15 protein-coding genes are annotated in these 16,988 nt (G+C 60.7%); 9 read left to right on the top strand and 6 right to left on the bottom strand.

Translation table 11 applies throughout. The features are described from left to right. Positions 1 to 66 precede the first annotated feature (66 nt). From amn to JOE33_RS17860, 3 genes are all read right to left on the bottom strand, one after another. Entirely contained in the window at positions 67 to 1,530 is a 1,464-nt protein-coding gene (gene amn, locus JOE33_RS17870; protein WP_010427210.1) for an AMP nucleosidase, read from the bottom strand. Between the two features lie 52 nt (positions 1,531 to 1,582). Beyond that, on the bottom strand, positions 1,583 to 3,232 hold the full coding sequence (locus tag JOE33_RS17865; protein WP_054993692.1) for an acyl-CoA dehydrogenase family protein: 1,650 nt from the start codon (positions 3,230 to 3,232) through the stop codon (positions 1,583 to 1,585). A gap of 120 nt (positions 3,233 to 3,352) precedes the next feature. Continuing rightward, the gene (locus JOE33_RS17860) at positions 3,353 to 5,347 is read right to left on the bottom strand and encodes a 7TM diverse intracellular signaling domain-containing protein (RefSeq protein WP_054993691.1); all 1,995 of its coding nucleotides are present in this window, start codon (positions 5,345 to 5,347) and stop codon (positions 3,353 to 3,355) included. 365 nt (positions 5,348 to 5,712) lie between these two features. On the opposite strand from JOE33_RS17860, the gene JOE33_RS17855 reads away from it, so the two are divergent. The 4 genes from JOE33_RS17855 (at position 5,713) to JOE33_RS17840 (ending at position 9,562) form a co-directional block, all read left to right on the top strand. Then, positions 5,713 to 6,510 (top strand): hydroxymethylpyrimidine/phosphomethylpyrimidine kinase, encoded by a 798-nt coding sequence (locus JOE33_RS17855; RefSeq protein ID WP_010427216.1) that lies wholly within the window; start codon positions 5,713 to 5,715, stop codon positions 6,508 to 6,510. Between the two features lie 23 nt (positions 6,511 to 6,533). Continuing rightward, a complete protein-coding gene (gene thiE, locus JOE33_RS17850; protein WP_032615560.1) occupies positions 6,534 to 7,151 on the top strand; it encodes a thiamine phosphate synthase in 618 nt (205 codons plus the stop codon). Positions 7,152 to 7,433: 282 nt separating this feature from the next. Next, on the top strand, positions 7,434 to 8,717 hold the full coding sequence (gene hemL / locus JOE33_RS17845; protein ID WP_032615563.1) for a glutamate-1-semialdehyde 2,1-aminomutase: 1,284 nt from the start codon (positions 7,434 to 7,436) through the stop codon (positions 8,715 to 8,717). 296 nt (positions 8,718 to 9,013) lie between these two features. Next, complete coding sequence (locus tag JOE33_RS17840; protein WP_032615565.1) at positions 9,014 to 9,562, top strand: tetratricopeptide repeat protein; 549 nt, start codon at positions 9,014 to 9,016, stop codon at positions 9,560 to 9,562. A 42-nt stretch (positions 9,563 to 9,604) separates the two neighbouring features. Here JOE33_RS17840 and JOE33_RS17835 read toward each other — a convergent pair whose 3' ends face one another. Further along, on the bottom strand, positions 9,605 to 9,931 hold the full coding sequence (locus JOE33_RS17835; RefSeq protein ID WP_003313868.1) for a DUF1820 family protein: 327 nt from the start codon (positions 9,929 to 9,931) through the stop codon (positions 9,605 to 9,607). Between the two features lie 139 nt (positions 9,932 to 10,070). Here JOE33_RS17835 and miaB point away from each other — a divergent pair, with 139 nt between their 5' ends. From miaB to lnt, 5 genes are all read left to right on the top strand, one after another. Beyond that, entirely contained in the window at positions 10,071 to 11,399 is a 1,329-nt protein-coding gene (gene miaB, locus JOE33_RS17830; protein ID WP_010427225.1) for a tRNA (N6-isopentenyl adenosine(37)-C2)-methylthiotransferase MiaB, read from the top strand. Positions 11,400 to 11,575: 176 nt separating this feature from the next. Further along, on the top strand, positions 11,576 to 12,598 hold the full coding sequence (locus tag JOE33_RS17825) for a PhoH family protein (RefSeq protein WP_010427226.1): 1,023 nt from the start codon (positions 11,576 to 11,578) through the stop codon (positions 12,596 to 12,598). Beyond that, positions 12,591 to 13,091 (top strand): rRNA maturation RNase YbeY, encoded by a 501-nt coding sequence (gene ybeY, locus JOE33_RS17820; RefSeq protein WP_010427228.1) that lies wholly within the window; start codon positions 12,591 to 12,593, stop codon positions 13,089 to 13,091. The genes JOE33_RS17825 and ybeY overlap by 8 nt, the downstream gene beginning before the upstream one ends. A 5-nt stretch (positions 13,092 to 13,096) precedes the next feature. Beyond that, complete coding sequence (locus JOE33_RS17815; protein ID WP_003368790.1) at positions 13,097 to 13,939, top strand: HlyC/CorC family transporter; 843 nt, start codon at positions 13,097 to 13,099, stop codon at positions 13,937 to 13,939. Positions 13,940 to 13,967: 28 nt separating this feature from the next. Further along, the gene (gene lnt, locus JOE33_RS17810) at positions 13,968 to 15,488 is read left to right on the top strand and encodes an apolipoprotein N-acyltransferase (protein WP_209924105.1); all 1,521 of its coding nucleotides are present in this window, start codon (positions 13,968 to 13,970) and stop codon (positions 15,486 to 15,488) included. Positions 15,489 to 15,554: 66 nt separating this feature from the next. Here the strand turns inward: lnt and JOE33_RS17805 are convergent, their stop codons facing one another. Together JOE33_RS17805 and JOE33_RS17800 are read right to left on the bottom strand one after the other, a co-directional pair. After that, positions 15,555 to 16,325, bottom strand: coding sequence for a YdcF family protein (locus JOE33_RS17805; protein ID WP_010427231.1), 771 nt, complete (start codon positions 16,323 to 16,325; stop codon positions 15,555 to 15,557). Between the two features lie 116 nt (positions 16,326 to 16,441). Further along, entirely contained in the window at positions 16,442 to 16,783 is a 342-nt protein-coding gene (locus JOE33_RS17800; RefSeq protein ID WP_187624905.1) for a hypothetical protein, read from the bottom strand. Between the last annotated feature and the right edge of the window lie 205 nt (positions 16,784 to 16,988).

Raw genomic sequence — 16,988 nt, 5'->3', positions numbered from 1 at the left:
TCGGAAAACAGAAAGGGCCACTTTAGTGGCCCTTCGTGCAAATACCAATCTATTAACGGCATGCCATCAACGGAATGGCGGCTCGTCGAAGCTGCGCAGTTTGCGCGAGTGCAACGAGTTCAGTTGGGTACGCATCAGGTCCAGCGCGGCGATGCCGATCTTCAAGTGCTGGCTGACCGCACGCTCATAGAACGCATTCGCCGAACCCGGCAGCTTGATTTCGCTGTGCAACGGCTTGTCGGATACGCACAGCAACGTGCCGTAAGGCACACGCAGGCGATAACCCTGAGCGGCGATGGTGCCACTTTCCATGTCGACCGCCACGGCACGCGACAGGTTGATCAGCGGACGTTCCTGAGCCCAACGCAATTCCCAGTTACGGTCGTCATAGGTCAATACCGTACCGGTGCGCAGGCGCTTTTTGAGCTCTTCGCCGCGCTCGCCGGTAATCTGCGCAGCCGACTCCTGCAAGGCCAGCTGCACTTCGGCCAAGGCCGGAATCGGGATGTGCGGCGGCAGTACACGGTCGAGAATACCGTCGCGACGCATGTAGGCATGGGCCAGTACGTAATCGCCGATGGTCTGCGACTGACGCAGGCCGCCGCAGTGACCGATCATCAGCCAGCAATGCGGACGCAGCACCGCGAGGTGATCCGTGATGTTCTTGGCGTTGGACGGGCCGACGCCGATGTTGACCAGCGTCACGCCGTGACCGTCTTCGGCGATCAGGTGGTAGGCCGGCATCTGATAGCGGTGCCAGACCACGCTGGCGACGATGGCCTGAGCTTCGTCCTGGCCCATGCTCTTGTCGACGACCACGTTACCCGGCAGGACCATGCGCACGAAACGCGGGTCTTCGCGGAGCTTTTCCAGGCCATGCAGAATGAACTGGTCGACATAGCGATGGTAGTTGGTCAGTAGAATCCACGGCTGCACATGGCGCCAGTCGCTGCCGGTGTAATGCACCAGACGGCGCAGCGAGAAATCCACCCGCGCAGCGTCGAACAGCGCCAGTGGCAGCGGGTCGACGTTGGCCCAGTCATAGAGACCATCGGCAATACCATCGGTGGCAGCCGACAGGTCGGTGCTCGGGAACACCCGTGCCAGCGCCGCAGCGGTGACGCCGGTGCCGGCCAGTTCGTCGCCCTGCTCGACCACGTAAGGATAAGGAATGCTCTGCTCGCTCATGCCGACTTCGACCGTCACGGTGAAATCGTTCATCAGCGGGACAAGTTGTTCGAGCAGGTACTTTTTGAAGGCTTTGGGCTGCGTGACGGTGACGCTGTAAGTGCCCGGCAGCTGCACCTTGGCGTAGGCGCGCGTGGTCACCGGCACTTCGCCCTGGCATTTGTAGACCAGGCGCAGTTCCGGGTAGCTGAATTGCGCTCGCTCTTCGGCAGTGGGTTCGACGCGGTCTTTCAGGTAGCGCTTGAGCGCCTGACTCAACGCGCTGGTGGCGCGTTCATGCAGCTCGGCGAGCCGCTCTACAGCCTGCTCGGCGGTGTCGACAACAACAAAGGCTTGGGTCACGATTCATGTCCTGTCTGATCTTGCAGACGTGCATCGTAACGGGTTCGCGTGCTCATGCCACCTGCGGCGAGGACCTTTGCAGCAATGTTTCGACGTCAACGCCTCTGGGCAATGCGCCATACACCCGCCCGCCGGACACCAGCCGACCAGCAATGAAGCCGTCACTGACCGCCGCGTTACCCGCTTCCAGCAGCAACTTGCCCTGCAAGGCGATGGCGATGTCTTCGGTCAGTTGGCGGGCGCGGTACTGAAGGTCGCCGGTGTCCTGAAACGCGGCCTTGAGCTTGCCGATGTGCGCCGCCAGATGCCGGTCGCCATGCCCGTCGCCCAATTCGTCGAACAGCGCATCAAGCGCGCCGGGCTCTTTGGACAGGGTTCGCAGCACATCCAGGCATTGCACGTTGCCAGAGCCTTCCCATGTCGAGTTGACCGGCGCCTCGCGGTACAAGCGGGGCAGAATGCTGTCCTCGACATAACCGGCGCCGCCCAGGCACTCGGCGGCTTCGTTGATCATGGCCGGGGCGCGCTTGCAGATCCAGTACTTGCCCACTGCCGTGACCAGACGCACAAAACGCTTTTCGTGATCATCATCCAGGTGGTCAAGCGCGCGCCCCATCCGAAGGGTCAGGGCCAGCGCGGCCTCGCTTTCCAGCGCCAGGTCAGCCAGCACGTTCTGCATCAACGCCTGTTCGGCCAGCAACCGGCCACTGACCGCACGGTGCGCGCAATGGTGGGTAGCCTGAGTCAGCGCCTGACGCATCAGGGCACTGGAGCCGATCATGCAGTCGAAACGGGTCATGGCGACCATTTCGATGATGGCCGGCACGCCGCGCCCTTCCTCACCGATCATCCATGCCAGCGCGCCGCGAAACTCGACCTCGCTGGATGCGTTGGACCAATTGCCGAGCTTGTTTTTCAGGCGCTGAATGTAGAACTCGTTACGGGTGTCGTCCGGCCGGTGGCGCGGCAGCAGAAAACAGCTGAGGCCCTTGTCGGTCTGCGCCAGGGTCAGGAATGCATCGCACATGGGTGCCGAGCAGAACCATTTGTGCCCGACCAGCTCGTAGGCCTGGCCGGGACCACCTGCGCCCACCGGGAACGCACGAGTGGTATTGGCACGCACGTCGGTGCCGCCCTGCTTCTCGGTCATGGCCATGCCGATGGTCGCGCCACGCTTGTGTGCAATGCCTGCGTTGCGTGGATCGTACTCAGTCGACAGCACCTTGGGCAGCCAGATTTCAGCCAGGTCCGGCTGCAGCCTGAGCGCAGGAACGCTAGCGAAGGTCATGGTCAGCGGACAGCCGCTGCCTGGCTCTGCCTGGGTATGCAGATAACTCATGGCCGCGCGTGCCACCTGCGCACCGGGCTGCGGATCGGTCCATGGCAAAGATGGAATGCCGTGCTCGATGGCCGTGCTCATCAACTGGTGATACGCCGGGTGGAATTCGACCAGATCGATGCGGTGCCCGTAGCGGTCATGGCTGACAAACTCGGGCTTGTGCTGATTGGCCAGAAAGCCGGCCGCCATCAGCGGCCCCCCTGCCAGCGCACCATAGGCGTCGATGCGCGGCTGCGCCCAGCCCGCACCGAATCGTCTGCTCCACTCCTGAAGCGGCACGTCGATACGGTAGAGGTTTGCCCCGTCGAGCGGCGGCGGTTGATTGGTGACTTCGTGGGTTTCGGCGAATTGATTCAGGTTCATGAGTCATCTCCTGCCTGAGTACACGCAACGTGCACACAGTGAATCACGCCCCCGGCCCTCGCAAAAGTGCCGTAGCCGCCTAACTGTCGGAGCTTTCAGCTGATGACGCTATAAGGCGGCTTATATACCCCATTGAGCCTTGAGTTCAGGCGCTCTGCGCACTGCGCCCGGCACGACCATCAGCATCGGGACGCTCAGCGTAAAACAGCTGCCCTTGCCTGGCTCGGAACGATGACTCAATTCGCCGCCCTGCAACTCGACCAGTTTCCGGCAGATCGCCAGGCCGATGCCCAGCCCGCCGTATTCGCGGGTCATGGAGCCGTCGACCTGAAAGAAATGCTGATAAAGCCGGGCTTCGTCCAGGCGGCTGAAGCCGATACCGCTGTCCATTACTTCGACCCGCAGGTACAGGCGCTCCAGGTCCTGCGGATGACCACTGAAACGCACCTGCACTGCGCCTTTTCGGGTGAACTTGATGGCGTTGTCCACCAGACACTCGATGCACTGGTAGAGCTTGCTCGCGTCGCCGCGAAGGCTCGGCGGCAGTTTATCGTCCAGATCGAGCGTCAATATCAGGCCTTTGGCATGAGCCGCGCCGCTGAAGCGCTCCGCCAGCCTGTCGGCCAGATCCTTGGGCGCAAACGACTCGCAGTCGGCGTACAGCACACCGGCCTGCAACTCAGTGAGGGTCAGGATGCCGTTGATCATGCTCATCATGTCGCGCGCCGAACTGGCAGCGGTTTGCTGATACATCTCGACTTCGTCGTCCATGTCCAGCGTCTGCATGACCTCCAGCGATCCGATCACCCCGTTCATCGGCGTGCGCAGTTCATGAGTGAGCGTGGCGAGGAACTCGTCCTTCAGCCGATTACTGTTGGCCAGTTGCTGGTTGAGACGCTCCAGATCCTGACCGGCAGCCAGCAAGGTTTGCGCCTGCTGCCTGCGGGCGTGGTTGATACGGTCGGCCAGCGCCATCGACAGGAACGCCATTTCCAGCACCGTGCCGATGTGCGAGGCGTACATGGTCAGGAAGGTATTGGGCAGATAGCCGAGCAGCATCAAGCCGAAGATCAGTCCGCTGACCATGAACACTGACCATGCGAGCACAAAGTAGCGCCCGACCCGCTCACCTTTGATGACCGCAACGATACCCGCCAGGTAGATCGTCACGGCGCCCGCCATGACCAGCTGAGCCGCGCCGCGCAGGGCCGGCCCGTAGCTGAGGAACAAGGCCATGCCCATGACCAGTACGGCAGCGCCGATGACCGCCAGCAGCAGCCGGTCCAGCCAGCGGCTCAGTTGTGCCGTGCCCAGAAAGCTGCGCGAAAACTGGCACGCGAATAACGTCGCCAGCGATATCAGGAAGGGGGTCGACGCATTCGCCCACCAGGGGCTGTCGGGCCACAGGTATTCGATGGCAACCCCGTTGATCGACATCTGGTAAAGCCCGAACGAGGCGACGTACAGCAGGTAATACAGGTAATCCACCTCACGAACGCTGAGGTAGATAAACAGGTTGTAGACCAGCATGCCCAGCAGCACGCCGTAGATCAGACCGAAGACGTAAACCTTGGAGGGCTGCGCATCCAGATAGGCATGGGTGGACCAGAGGTAGAGCGGTGCCTGAACGGCGCCTTCGCTGCGAATACGCATGTACAGGGTTCGCGTCTGGCCAGGCGGCAGGTCCAACTGGAAGAGGTAGTTGTTCTGGGCGAACTGACGGCTGGAGAACGGCAACATATCGCCGGTATGCCAGGCGCGAGTGGGCTGCCCGTCGGCATCCGGGCCGTAGAAGTCAATGTGGTCCATTGGCGGATAGGCCAGTTCCAGCAGCCAGTCGTTATGGATGCTGGCATCGGTCGGGCGATAGGTCAGCTCGACTTTCAGCCAGAAGGCGGAACGCGAATACCCGGCGTTGAAGGTCCCGGCAGGCACGGGCTGAAAGGCACCGGCGTGAGCCGCAGCGCTGACGCTTTCGATGGTCGCCTCGCCGGTCGGGTCTTCGAATACCTGAATGGCACGGCCCAACGGCAGAAAACGAGTGTTTTCATCGAGCTCGACGGCATGACTCTGCAACGGCAGCCAAAGAGCCAGAATGATCAGCAGATAGCGCATTGAAGCCCCAAGGTAGGTCGTCGCGTTCAATCCATCCATTGATTACGACGTCCCGCAAATTTCTATCCTTGAAACAGGCTAATGATTCAAACAGACCATTGAACGTGCACATGTACCGGCAGACATCAGTAAGAATCCTGACCGTGATTCGTCCGCCTTGCTAACCAAGCATAGCCGCTAATAACTTAAAGACAGTATCGTGATCAAAATCAAGGCAATAGCTCTATATCGGTGACTGCAGAGCAAACATGAGTACTTTTTAAGGTTTTGTCGAGCCTGCCGTTGTCGCCGACTGACCTCGATCCGCAAGAAAAAACCGGCACCCCGAGCGGCCCGCGAAAGGTTTAGTGATAAGCTCGCGCACCATGAATATCTATAGCTCCCGCCCCGTAGTCCTTTGCCTGTCCGGCCACGACCCCAGTGGCGGTGCCGGCATGCAGGCCGATATAGAAGCCCTGCTCGCCCAAGGCTGCCATGCCGCTCCGGTCATTACCGCGCTTACGGTGCAAGACACCGTCAATGTCAGTGATTTCCGTGTACTGGATCGCGAATGGGTGATGGCGCAAGCCAATGCAGTCCTCAATGATTCGAGCGTAGCAGCCGTCAAGCTGGGCATGCTGGGCTCACTGGAAATGGTCGATACCGTAGTCGATCTGCTTCTGGCTCACCCGCATTTGCCCATGGTCTGTGATCCGGTGTTGCGCGCTGGCGGCGGCGGCAGACTGGGCAAGGACGAGGTCGGCTACGCCATGCGCGAACGCCTGCTGCCACTGTCCACCATCGCCACCCCGAACCTCCCGGAAGCCCGCATCCTTGCCGAACTTCCCGAAGGTACTGCGGATGAATGCGCTGACAAACTACTGCCGTTTTGTGAATATCTGCTGATCACTGGCGGTCATGGTGATGAACAGCAAATCCATAACCGTCTGTACCTGCGTGGTGGCCAGACCCACACCTTCGTCTGCGAACGTCTGCCCGGCAGCTATCACGGCTCTGGCTGTACCCTGGCAAGCGCGCTGGCCGGGCGCATCGCTCAGGGGCAAGAACTGGTCAGTGCGGTGAAGTCGGCACTCGACTACACCTGGCGCACCCTGAGGGATGCCGAACAGCTGGGCCGGGGGCAATTCGTGCCACGTCGGCTGCCGCTGGATTTTTGTTCGTAATACATCGCCATGAGGGTCGATTCATGAAGCTGCGTGGCCTGTATGCCATCACCGACAGCCAGTTGCTGTCCGGGAAATTTCTTTCGTACGTCGAAGCTGCGCTGGACGGCGGCGTGACGCTGCTGCAATACCGCGACAAGAACAGCGATGAGTCCCGCCGTCTGCGCGAAGCGACCGAACTGCTCAAGCTCTGCGAACGCTACAAGACCCGGCTGATCATCAACGATGACGCTGAGCTGGCTGCACGCCTGGGGGTGGGCGTGCACCTGGGACAGTCCGACGGCTCGCTGCCCGATGCCCGCGCTCTGCTGGGGCACAAGGCGATTGTCGGTGCCACCTGTCATGGCCGCTTGGAATTGGCCGAGCAAGCCAAGGCTGACGGCGCGACCTACGTTGCATTTGGCAGGTTCTTCAATTCCCTGACCAAGCCCGGTGCCCCGGCAGTGCCGCTGGACCTGATCGCTCAGGTACGTGCCAGGGTCCACCTGCCGATTGCGGTGATTGGCGGGATTACCCTGGAGAACGCACCGCAACTGGTCGAGCATGGGGCCGATCTGCTCGCCGTGGTGCACGGCCTGTTCGGCGCTGAAAATACCCAGGAAGTGACGCGCCGGGCACGTGCATTCACGGCGCTGCTGTAGAGCGCAATCACTGTGGGCGCGAGCCGGGCGACGCTTCGCTTGCTCGCGAAGGCGATGGTTTAGACCCGCTATTTTCGGGGCCTGCATTGCCCCCTTCGCGAGCAATCTAGCTCCCACAAGTACGTGGTTCCTCATTCTCAGCCGTGCTTCATTTGATATAGTGCGTGTTCCTGCGCCTTCTCTGGCTCACGCCACCCAATAAAGCAGCCTACCCTGAAGCTGCCCGCCTCGGCTGACCCCAGCGTAGACACGAATTCCCCGTTTCAAAGCAGAGACCCGATCATGTCCCGTTCCGAAACACTGTTCGCCAACGCCCAAAAACACATCCCCGGCGGCGTCAACTCGCCGGTTCGCGCCTTCAAGAGCGTGGGTGGCACGCCGCTGTTCTTCAAGCACGCTGCGGGCGCCTACGTGACTGACGAAGACGACAAGCGTTATGTGGATTACGTCGGCTCGTGGGGGCCGATGATTCTTGGCCATAGCCACCCGGACGTGCTCGATGCCGTGCGCAGCCAGCTGGAACACGGCCTGTCCTACGGTGCACCGACGGCCATGGAAACCGAAATGGCCGACCTGGTCTGCGAACTGGTGCCGTCCATGGAAATGGTCCGCATGGTCAGCTCGGGCACTGAAGCAACCATGAGTGCGATCCGCCTGGCACGTGGCTTCACCGGCCGCGACAGCATCCTCAAGTTCGAAGGCTGCTACCACGGTCACTCCGACAGCCTGCTGGTCAAAGCCGGCTCCGGCGCACTGACCCTGGGCGTGCCGAGCTCGCCTGGCGTACCTGCAGCGTTCGCGAAACACACCCTGACCGTGCCCTTCAACAACCTCGACGCCGTGCGTGACCTGCTGGCCGAAGTGGGTCAGGAAGTGGCGTGCATCATCGTCGAACCGGTGGCCGGCAACATGAACTGCGTGCCGCCTGCGCCTGGCTACCTGCAAGGGCTGCGTGATCTGTGCGACGAGCACGGCGTGGTGCTGATTTTCGATGAAGTGATGACCGGTTTTCGCGTAGCCCTCGGCGGCGCGCAGGCCTACTACGGCGTAACGCCCGACCTGAGCACCTTCGGCAAGATCATCGGCGGCGGTATGCCGGTCGGCTGCTTTGGCGGCAAACGCGAGATCATGTCGCACATCGCACCGCTCGGCCCGGTCTATCAGGCCGGCACGCTGTCGGGCAACCCGCTGGCGATGGCCGCCGGCCTGACCACCCTGCGCCTGATCAGCCGTCCCGGCTTTCACGATGAACTGAGCGACTACACCCGCCGCCTGCTCGAAGGTCTGCAACAGCGCGCCGATGCCGCAGGTATCCCGTTCGTGACGACCCAGGCCGGCGGAATGTTCGGCCTGTACTTCAGTGAAGCCAAGGAAATCGTCACGTTCGAAGACGTGATGACCAGTGACTCGGAGCGCTTCAAACGTTTCTTCCACCTGATGCTGGAAGGCGGCGTGTACCTCGCACCGAGTGCCTTCGAAGCGGGTTTCACCTCCATCGCCCATGGCGATGCCGAGCTGAAACTGACCCTGGATGCCGCAGAAAAGGCATTCGCTGCGTTGAAATAAGCTCGCCAGGCATCACTCGCGCAGGGTGTCAGTGAACCGGCGCGAGTGATGACTGCGAATGAAACTGAACGTTAAGTATGTATTTTGCTTCTACAATGCAATGCGAACGCTGCACATACACGCTGACGACACCCCTCTTTCAGGTGATCCGCCCGTAAAAAAGGATGTTTTCAGGCCGTGCAGCAGAAAATCCGTAAAGACTTTGTAAGGTTGGCTCTGCTTATTTCATAATGCGCAGCCAGCACGTTTAGCTGGTCGGGCATGCCCGCACCTTTTTCAGAGGTAAGTCGACTCCCATGAACCGCACCGGCCGCACCCTTGTATTGGGCTGCCTGTTGCTTGTCTATCCCCTGCTGGCAACTGCCGGCGGCAACTCGTTGTTAGTCCCGGCGATGGGTCGTTGCACCCTCAATACCCAGCCAGAAAACCTGCCTGCAGCGCTTGAAGCCTGCCAGCAGGCCGCCAAGGGTGGGGACGCGCAGGCGCAGTACGAGTTGGGTGAGTTCTATTACGAGGGCAAAAATGCACCTCGCGATTTGCCGCAGGCGCTGAGTTATTTCGAGCAGGCTTCGCTGCAGGGCCATGCCCAGGCGCAATATCAGCTGGGCTTGATGTTCAGCCGTGGCGAGGGTGTGCAGGCCAACAACATTCAGGCGTACATCGTGCTGAAAATGGCTGCGGTCAACGGTTCGGAAGAGGCGCTGGACGCTGCCGACGAAGTTTCGGCGAAGATGCAGCGTGACGAGCTCGAAGTGGCCACTCAGGTACTCGGGCAGATTTTCCGCAAATACCTGCTTGAACTGCAGACCGCCGAAGGGCGCAGTCCGTTCTCTCCGTTGCCCTGATCAGAAATCTCTCAGGGCAATCGCGATTCAGACTTTCAACGCTTACTTTTCCGGCATCGGCATGGGGAACGGCATCACATTGCTGGTGCCGCGCGCTTCGCTGATCTTTGGCGTGCCCATGCGTTCGACTTCATCGATGCGCACAATCGAATGCATCGGCACAAAACTGCGTACCACACCTTCGAACTGGGCCTTGAGCTTCTCTTCGCTCGGGTCCACCACAACGGTCGTGCGCTCGCCGAAGACGAATTCTTCAACTTCCAGAAAGCCCCACAGATCACTTTGGTAGATCTGCTTGGCGTACATCTCGAACACCTGTCCCTGGTTGAGGAAAATCACCTTGTAGATTGGAGCTTCGCGTTTGGTCATAACGGGCGGGTAACGATCAGAGATGAAAAAGGGGCACGGACTATAGCATGTCCGCCCGCCCCGTCGGACAGCCGACGCTAGGAACCCGAGCCCTTCATCCTTATAATGCGCGGTTCACTGACACGGTTGATCATCACGCATGGCCAAAAAGCTTTATATCGAAACCCACGGTTGCCAGATGAACGAGTACGACAGCTCGCGCATGGTCGACCTGCTGGGCGAACATCAGGCCCTGGAAGTCACCGCTCGCGCGGAAGACGCCGACGTGATCCTGCTCAATACCTGCTCGATTCGTGAGCGCGCCCAGGACCGGGTCTATTCCCAGCTCGGCCGCTGGCGTGAGCTGAAGCTGGCCAATCCGGAAATGGTCATCGCCGTCGGCGGCTGCGTGGCCAGCCAGGAAGGCGCAGCCATTCGTGACCGCGCACCCTATGTGGACGTGGTGTTCGGCCCGCAGACCCTGCACCGCCTGCCGGAAATGATCGACGCTGCACGCGTGACCCGCTTGCCGCAGGTCGATGTCTCGTTCCCGGAAATCGAAAAATTCGACCACTTGCCCGAGCCGCGCGTCGATGGCCCGAGCGCTTATGTGTCGGTGATGGAAGGCTGCAGCAAATACTGCACATTCTGCGTGGTGCCCTACACCCGTGGCGAGGAAGTCAGTCGTCCGTTCGACGACGTGCTGAGCGAGGTCATTCACTTGGCCGAAAACGGCGTGCGTGAAGTCACCCTGCTGGGGCAGAACGTCAACGGTTATCGCGGCACCACCCACGACGGGCGCGTTGCAGACCTGGCCGACCTGATCCGCGTGGTCGCCGCCGTCGACGGCATTGACCGCATTCGCTACACCACCTCGCACCCGCTGGAATTTTCCGACAGCCTGATCCAGGCCCATGCGGAAGTGCCGGAGCTGGTCAAGCACCTGCATCTGCCTGTGCAATCGGGCTCCGACCGCATCCTGGCGGCGATGAAGCGCAACCACACCACGCTGGAATACAAGTCCCGCTTGCGCAAGCTCAGGGCTGCAGTGCCGGGCATCAGTATCAGCTCCGACTTCATCGTCGGCTTCCCCGGCGAGACCGAAAAGGATTTCGACAACACCATGAAGCTGATCGAAGACGTGGGTTTCGACTTCTCGTTCTCGTTCGTCTACAGCCCACGTCCGGGCACGCCCGCCGCGGACCTCAAGGACGACACGCCGGAGGCCCTGAAGAAAGAGCGACTGGCCGCACTGCAACATCGCTTGAACCAGCAGGGTTTCGAGATCAGCCGGCAGATGGTGGGCAGCATCCAGCGCATTCTGGTAACCGACTACTCGAAGAAAGACCCAGGCGAACTGCAGGGCCGCACCGAGAACAACCGGATCGTCAATTTTCGCTGCGCCAACCCCAAACTGATCGGGCAGTTTGCCGACGTACACATCGATGATGCGCAGCCTCACTCGTTGCGCGGCTCGCTGCTACAGTAAAGCTTGAGTGTCGCCGCAGAAACGAATCGCCGAATGAATTCGTTTCTGCGCGGTCCCTACCATTGAGCACGGTGAATCCCTGGCGCGGCCTTTAACAAGGCAAAGCTTTCGCACAACCAGCGCTAGGGGTATTCTTCAATACATCTCAATTGCCGCCGGACGGCCATTAAACGACCTTGAACGCACCCATAGAACCTCATCGCTTCACCCTCGAGCCTTTCGAGGCCCATCGTTTCGCCAACTTGTGCGGGCAACTCGACGAGCACTTGCGCCTGATCGAGCAACGCCTGGACATCGAGATCCGCAATCGCGGCAATCAATTCGAGCTTATTGGCGCGACCACTCAAACCCACTCCGCCGAGAACCTTCTGCGCCGCCTGTACCGGGAAACCAAAGGTACCGAGCTGACGCCGGACATGGTCCACCTGTTCCTTCAGGAATCGGGGGTGGACGGCCTGGACAATCACCCTGCCGCCGAAGTCGGCGTCTCGCTGCGCACCAAAAAGGGCATGATTCGCCCGCGCGGCCTGAACCAGCAGCGTTACGTCAAGGAAGTCCTCAGCAACGACATCAACTTCGGCATCGGCCCGGCGGGTACCGGCAAGACCTATCTGGCGGTGGCCTGTGCGGTGGATGCCCTGGAGCGCGAGCAGATTCGACGCATCCTGCTGGTGCGCCCGGCAGTCGAGGCTGGCGAGAAGCTGGGCTTCCTGCCCGGTGATCTGGCGCAGAAGATCGACCCGTACCTGCGCCCGCTGTACGACGCGCTGTACGAGATGCTCGGTTTCGAATACGTCGCCAAGCTGATCGAGAAGCAGGTCATTGAAGTGGCACCGCTGGCTTACATGCGCGGACGCACCCTTAATAACAGCTTCATCATTCTCGACGAAAGTCAGAACACCACCGTCGAGCAGATGAAGATGTTCCTGACCCGTATCGGCTTCGGCTCCACTGCCGTGATCACCGGCGACATCACCCAGGTCGACCTGCCCAAAGGCACTCGCTCCGGGCTGACCCATGTCATCGATGTGCTCAAGGATGTGCCGGGCATCAGCTTTACGCACTTCAAACCCAAGGATGTGGTTCGCCACCCGCTGGTGCAGCGCATTGTCGAAGCCTACGAGCGCTTCGACGACCGCCTCAGTGATGGTCCGTCGGGCAACAACAGTTACTCACGGGACAACCACCGCGATGCTTGAGCTGGACCTTCAGGTCGCAAGCGAGACAAGCGCCCCTGACGAAGCCCAATTCCGCCTCTGGTGCGAAATGGGCTTGCGTCAGCGCAGCGCCGACTCCGAGCTGACCATCCGCCTGGTTGACGAAAGCGAAGGGCGTGAGCTCAATCACACCTGGCGACACAAAAATTACGCAACAAACGTGCTTTCATTCCCGGCAGACGTTCCGGACGACATGCTGGACATCCCGTTGCTGGGCGATCTGGTCATATGCGTTCCGGTCGTCAACCGTGAAGCCGTTGAACAGGGCAAGTCCGTCGACGCGCACTGGGCGCACATGGTCATTCATGGTTGCCTTCATTTGTTGGGTTACGACCATATAGACGATGAAGAAGCCGACGAAATGGAAGCACTGGAACGAACGTTGCTTGAGGAGCTGGGCTATCCCGATCCTTACGCCGACGACGAAAGTGCCGACCATCCACATTCAGACACACCAAGCAAGGACCACGAGTAAGGGCTATGAGCGAAGACCGATCGAGCAACGGGCAAAAGTCATGGTTGGGTAAACTGACCCAGGCCTTTGTCCATGAGCCGAAAAACCGCCAGGAGCTGCTTGAGCTGCTGCGCGAAGCCCACCAGAACAAACTGCTGGACAGCGAAGCGCTGGCCATCGTCGAGGGCGCCATTCAAGTGGCTGACCTGCAAGTACGCGACATCATGGTGCCGCGCTCGCAGATGATCAGCATCAAGGCGACCCAGACACCCCGTGAGTTTCTGCCTGCGGTCATCGATGCTGCGCACTCGCGCTATCCGGTGATCGGCGAGAGCCACGATGACGTGCTCGGTGTGCTGCTGGCCAAGGATCTGCTGCCGCTGATCCTCAAGGCCGACGGCGACAGCGATGACGTCAAGAAGCTGCTGCGTCCGGCCACTTTCGTGCCCGAATCCAAGCGTCTCAATGTGCTGCTGCGCGAATTTCGCGCCAACCACAACCACATGGCCATCGTCATTGACGAATACGGCGGTGTGGCAGGCCTGGTGACCATTGAAGACGTGCTGGAACAGATCGTCGGCGATATCGAAGACGAGCATGACGTCGAGGAAGACAGCTACATCAAACCGCTGCCCAGCGGAGACTTCCTGGTCAAGGCCCTTACGCCGGTCGAGAATTTCAACGAATTCTTCGACAGCACGTTCTCGGACGACGAGTTCGACACCGTGGGCGGTCTGGTGATGAATGCTTTCGGCCATCTGCCCAAGCGCAACGAAATCACTGAAATCGGTGCCTATCGTTTCCGCATCCTGAGCGCTGACAGCCGTCGCATTCATTTGCTGCGCGTGACGCCCATTTCACGTCCGTAAACACTCGATGCTGCTTTAAGGAATCTACATGCGCTGGATAACCCGCCCCGGCTGGCCCGGTAACCTGCTGGCCCTGGCGGCTGGCGGGCTCACGACCCTGGCCCTGGCGCCTTTTGACCTCTGGCCTCTGGTGCTGGTGGCAGTGGCGATGTTCTATCTGGGCCTGCGCGAACTGAACCCGCGCCAGGCACTGGCCCGTGGCTGGTGCTACGGCTTCGGTCTGTACGGCGCCGGCACCAGCTGGATCTACGTCAGCATTCACACCTACGGCGGCGCGTCCGTGCTGCTGGCCGGGCTGTTGATGTTGTTGTTCATCGCCGCCATTGCCCTGTTCTTCGCCCTGCCCGCCTGTGTGTGGGCGCGCTGGCTGCGTCGCAATGAAGCACCGCTGGCCGACGCGCTGGCCTTCGCAGCGCTATGGCTGTGGCAGGAGGCGTTTCGCGGCTGGTTTCTCACCGGTTTCCCGTGGCTCTATTCCGGCTACAGTCAGCTCGACGGTCCACTGGCCGGGCTCGCCCCTGTCGGCGGCGTATGGCTGATTTCGTTCTCGCTGGCGCTGACTGCTGCACTGTTGTGCAACCTGCACCGCCTGCGTGCACGCAAATCGTTTCTGGCCATGGGCGTGGTGCTGTTGCTGGCCCCGTGGGTGACAGGCCTGGCCCTCAAGGGGCACGCCTGGACATCGCCGTCCGGCGCGCCATTGAAAGTGGCGGCGATGCAGGGCAACGTCGAACAAAGCATGAAGTGGGACCCGCAAAAGCTCAACGATCAGTTGGCGCTGTACCGCGACATGACCTTCCGCTCGCAGCAGGCAGACCTGATCGTCTGGCCGGAAACCGCCGTACCGGTGCTCAAGGAAAGCGCAGAAGGCTACCTGTCGATGATGGGCAAGTTCGCTTCGGACCGCGGCGCGGCGCTGATCACTGGCGTACCGGTGCGCGAACCGACCGGGCGCGGTGAGTATCGTTATTACAACGGCATCACAGTTGCAGGCCAGGGTGACGGCACCTACTACAAGCAGAAGCTGGTGCCGTTCGGTGAATACGTGCCGCTGCAGGACCTGCTGCGCGGGCTGATTTCCTTCTTCGACCTGCCGATGTCGGACTTCGCCCGCGGGCCGAACGATCAGGCGTTATTGCAGGCCAAGGGTTACCACATCGCGCCGTTCATCTGCTACGAAGTGGTGTATCCAGAGTTCGCTGCAGGCCTGTCGGCGCAAAGCGACCTGCTGTTGACGGTCAGCAACGACACTTGGTTCGGCACCTCGATCGGCCCTCTGCAACACTTGCAGATGGCCCAGATGCGCGCTCTTGAAGCGGGCCGCTGGATGATCCGGGCAACCAACAATGGCGTGACCGCGCTGATCGACCCGTTTGGCAAAATCACCGAGCAGATTCCTCAGTTCGAACGCGGCGTGCTGTACGGCGAAGTAGTGCCAATGCATGAACTCACGCCTTATCTGCACTGGCGCTCGTGGCCGCTGGCAATTGTCTGCCTGCTGGTGTTTGGCTGGGCGTTGATGGCGGCACGGATTTCCAAGACCGTCTGACTGCACGAAGCCGGTTTCATCTGCCTGCAGGTGGAATCGGCTTCAGATGCTCACTTCTTCGGATGATCATTGCCCCTTCCGATAGACCCACGGATAAACCAGCAAGCCTGCGGCTTCATTGAGCAGCATGCCGCTTTGCGTGAACACGCGACTTTCAGGCAGCCAGCCAGCAAAAGGCCGGGCGTTGTCGACACCCAGAAAGCCGACCGGCGCACCCACCACCGTGAAACCCGCCTGCTCGAAGCTCCAGCGTGCCCGCGGCATATGCCAGGCCTGAGTCACCAGCACAACGCGCTTGATACCTTGCGGCTGCAGAATCGCGGCGCTCATGGTCGCGTTCTCCCACGTGGTGCGGCTCAGCCCTTCCTGCCAGCGCACCGTCACAGCAAAATCGTCCTGCAGTGACTGCGCCATGATCGCCGCCTCGCTGGGCGGCTGGTCAAAATGCAGGCCGCCAGAGGTCAGTATCGGCAGTCCGGATTCTTTCGCCAATCGAGCCGCCAGACGCAGGCGCTCCAGCCCAAGACCGGTGGGCGTGTCTGTGCCCCAGGTCGGAGAGTTGCGCTCGCGCCCGTTACCCAGCACCACAATGGCGTCCGCCTGCTGCGCCAGCGTCGCCCATTGCTGTTGTGGCAAGGGCGGGATCTGTTCCAGTTTACGAGCGGCAAACTCTACGACGACCGGCAGGCTCATCAGCCACAATCCGCCGAGGCCGACAGCAAAGAAAGCAGTAGCCAGACGCGGACGGGAGCGACGCAACCACCAACCCAGGATCAGCAGGACGAATAGAATACCGGGCGGCAAAAGGAGGGTTTTGAGCAAGTAGCGCAAGGGCATCGGGACATCTCCATAAGTGCCCGCAGCCTAGAATGTTTGCACATGCGCGACAATGCCCGAAGCAGGAAGCCCGAGACAGCCAGGCCCTTGGTCTGCGCGTGAAGGCAGGCAAATGCCTAAGTGTTACGGCCCAGCCGCACTGACGCCTTGGCTCGTCGCCGGTCTTTCAGCCACACAATGGTGGCTGACGTACGGGGCGACCTGCCGTGTTCTGCAGCAACCAGGCAGCTGCTTGCAGACGTGTCTACGACAGCCGCGCCTGCGTCCCCGTTACCTTTTTCGAGATAGGCTTCGATCAACTGGAACTCGGCACGGCTCAACCCCTTGAGCTCAAGCTCGGCAGGCAATTCGTTTCGGAGCCGGACCGAGGTACTCGCCGTCTCGAGTGCAAGACCGAGACGGTCGATCAGACGCTCATACAGCCTGGTCAGGCTTACAACATGCTGCAACTCTGTCATCCGCTCACCTCATCGAAGATCGTCATCACCCTCGCGTTTGAGCTTAGCGCTGCTGCAAAAAACGGTATGGAACAACGACCAGCGGCCAGATGAGGTTGTCAGCCGGGCGTTGAGCCCGCAACTGGAGCAATCAGGGTTTCCCTCGATAGACGGCCCTCATGTATGCTACTGCGCTTCCTGTAATTCCACTTCCGCGCTCTTGAGC

The sequence above is a fragment of the Pseudomonas sp. PvP027 genome, from assembly GCF_017833005.1.
Classification (GTDB): Bacteria; Pseudomonadota; Gammaproteobacteria; order Pseudomonadales; family Pseudomonadaceae; genus Aquipseudomonas; species Aquipseudomonas congelans.
This window is presented reverse-complemented; position numbering and strand designations above follow the sequence as displayed.

What these genes read in the sequence shown, in the direction of transcription:
- JOE33_RS17865 (WP_054993692.1), bottom strand. Translation starts at nt 3,232, where the DNA reads ATGAACCTGAATCAATTCGCCGAAACCCACGAAGTCACCAATCAACCG.
- JOE33_RS17860 (WP_054993691.1), bottom strand. Translation starts at nt 5,347, where the DNA reads ATGCGCTATCTGCTGATCATTCTGGCTCTTTGGCTGCCGTTGCAGAGT.
- JOE33_RS17855 (WP_010427216.1), top strand. Translation starts at nt 5,713, where the DNA reads ATGAATATCTATAGCTCCCGCCCCGTAGTCCTTTGCCTGTCCGGCCAC.
- thiE (WP_032615560.1), top strand. Translation starts at nt 6,534, where the DNA reads ATGAAGCTGCGTGGCCTGTATGCCATCACCGACAGCCAGTTGCTGTCC.
- hemL (WP_032615563.1), top strand. Translation starts at nt 7,434, where the DNA reads ATGTCCCGTTCCGAAACACTGTTCGCCAACGCCCAAAAACACATCCCC.
- JOE33_RS17840 (WP_032615565.1), top strand. Translation starts at nt 9,014, where the DNA reads ATGAACCGCACCGGCCGCACCCTTGTATTGGGCTGCCTGTTGCTTGTC.
- JOE33_RS17835 (WP_003313868.1), bottom strand. Translation starts at nt 9,931, where the DNA reads ATGACCAAACGCGAAGCTCCAATCTACAAGGTGATTTTCCTCAACCAG.
- miaB (WP_010427225.1), top strand. Translation starts at nt 10,071, where the DNA reads ATGGCCAAAAAGCTTTATATCGAAACCCACGGTTGCCAGATGAACGAG.
- ybeY (WP_010427228.1), top strand. Translation starts at nt 12,591, where the DNA reads ATGCTTGAGCTGGACCTTCAGGTCGCAAGCGAGACAAGCGCCCCTGAC.
- JOE33_RS17815 (WP_003368790.1), top strand. Translation starts at nt 13,097, where the DNA reads ATGAGCGAAGACCGATCGAGCAACGGGCAAAAGTCATGGTTGGGTAAA.
- lnt (WP_209924105.1), top strand. Translation starts at nt 13,968, where the DNA reads ATGCGCTGGATAACCCGCCCCGGCTGGCCCGGTAACCTGCTGGCCCTG.
- JOE33_RS17805 (WP_010427231.1), bottom strand. Translation starts at nt 16,325, where the DNA reads ATGCCCTTGCGCTACTTGCTCAAAACCCTCCTTTTGCCGCCCGGTATT.
- JOE33_RS17800 (WP_187624905.1), bottom strand. Translation starts at nt 16,783, where the DNA reads ATGACAGAGTTGCAGCATGTTGTAAGCCTGACCAGGCTGTATGAGCGT.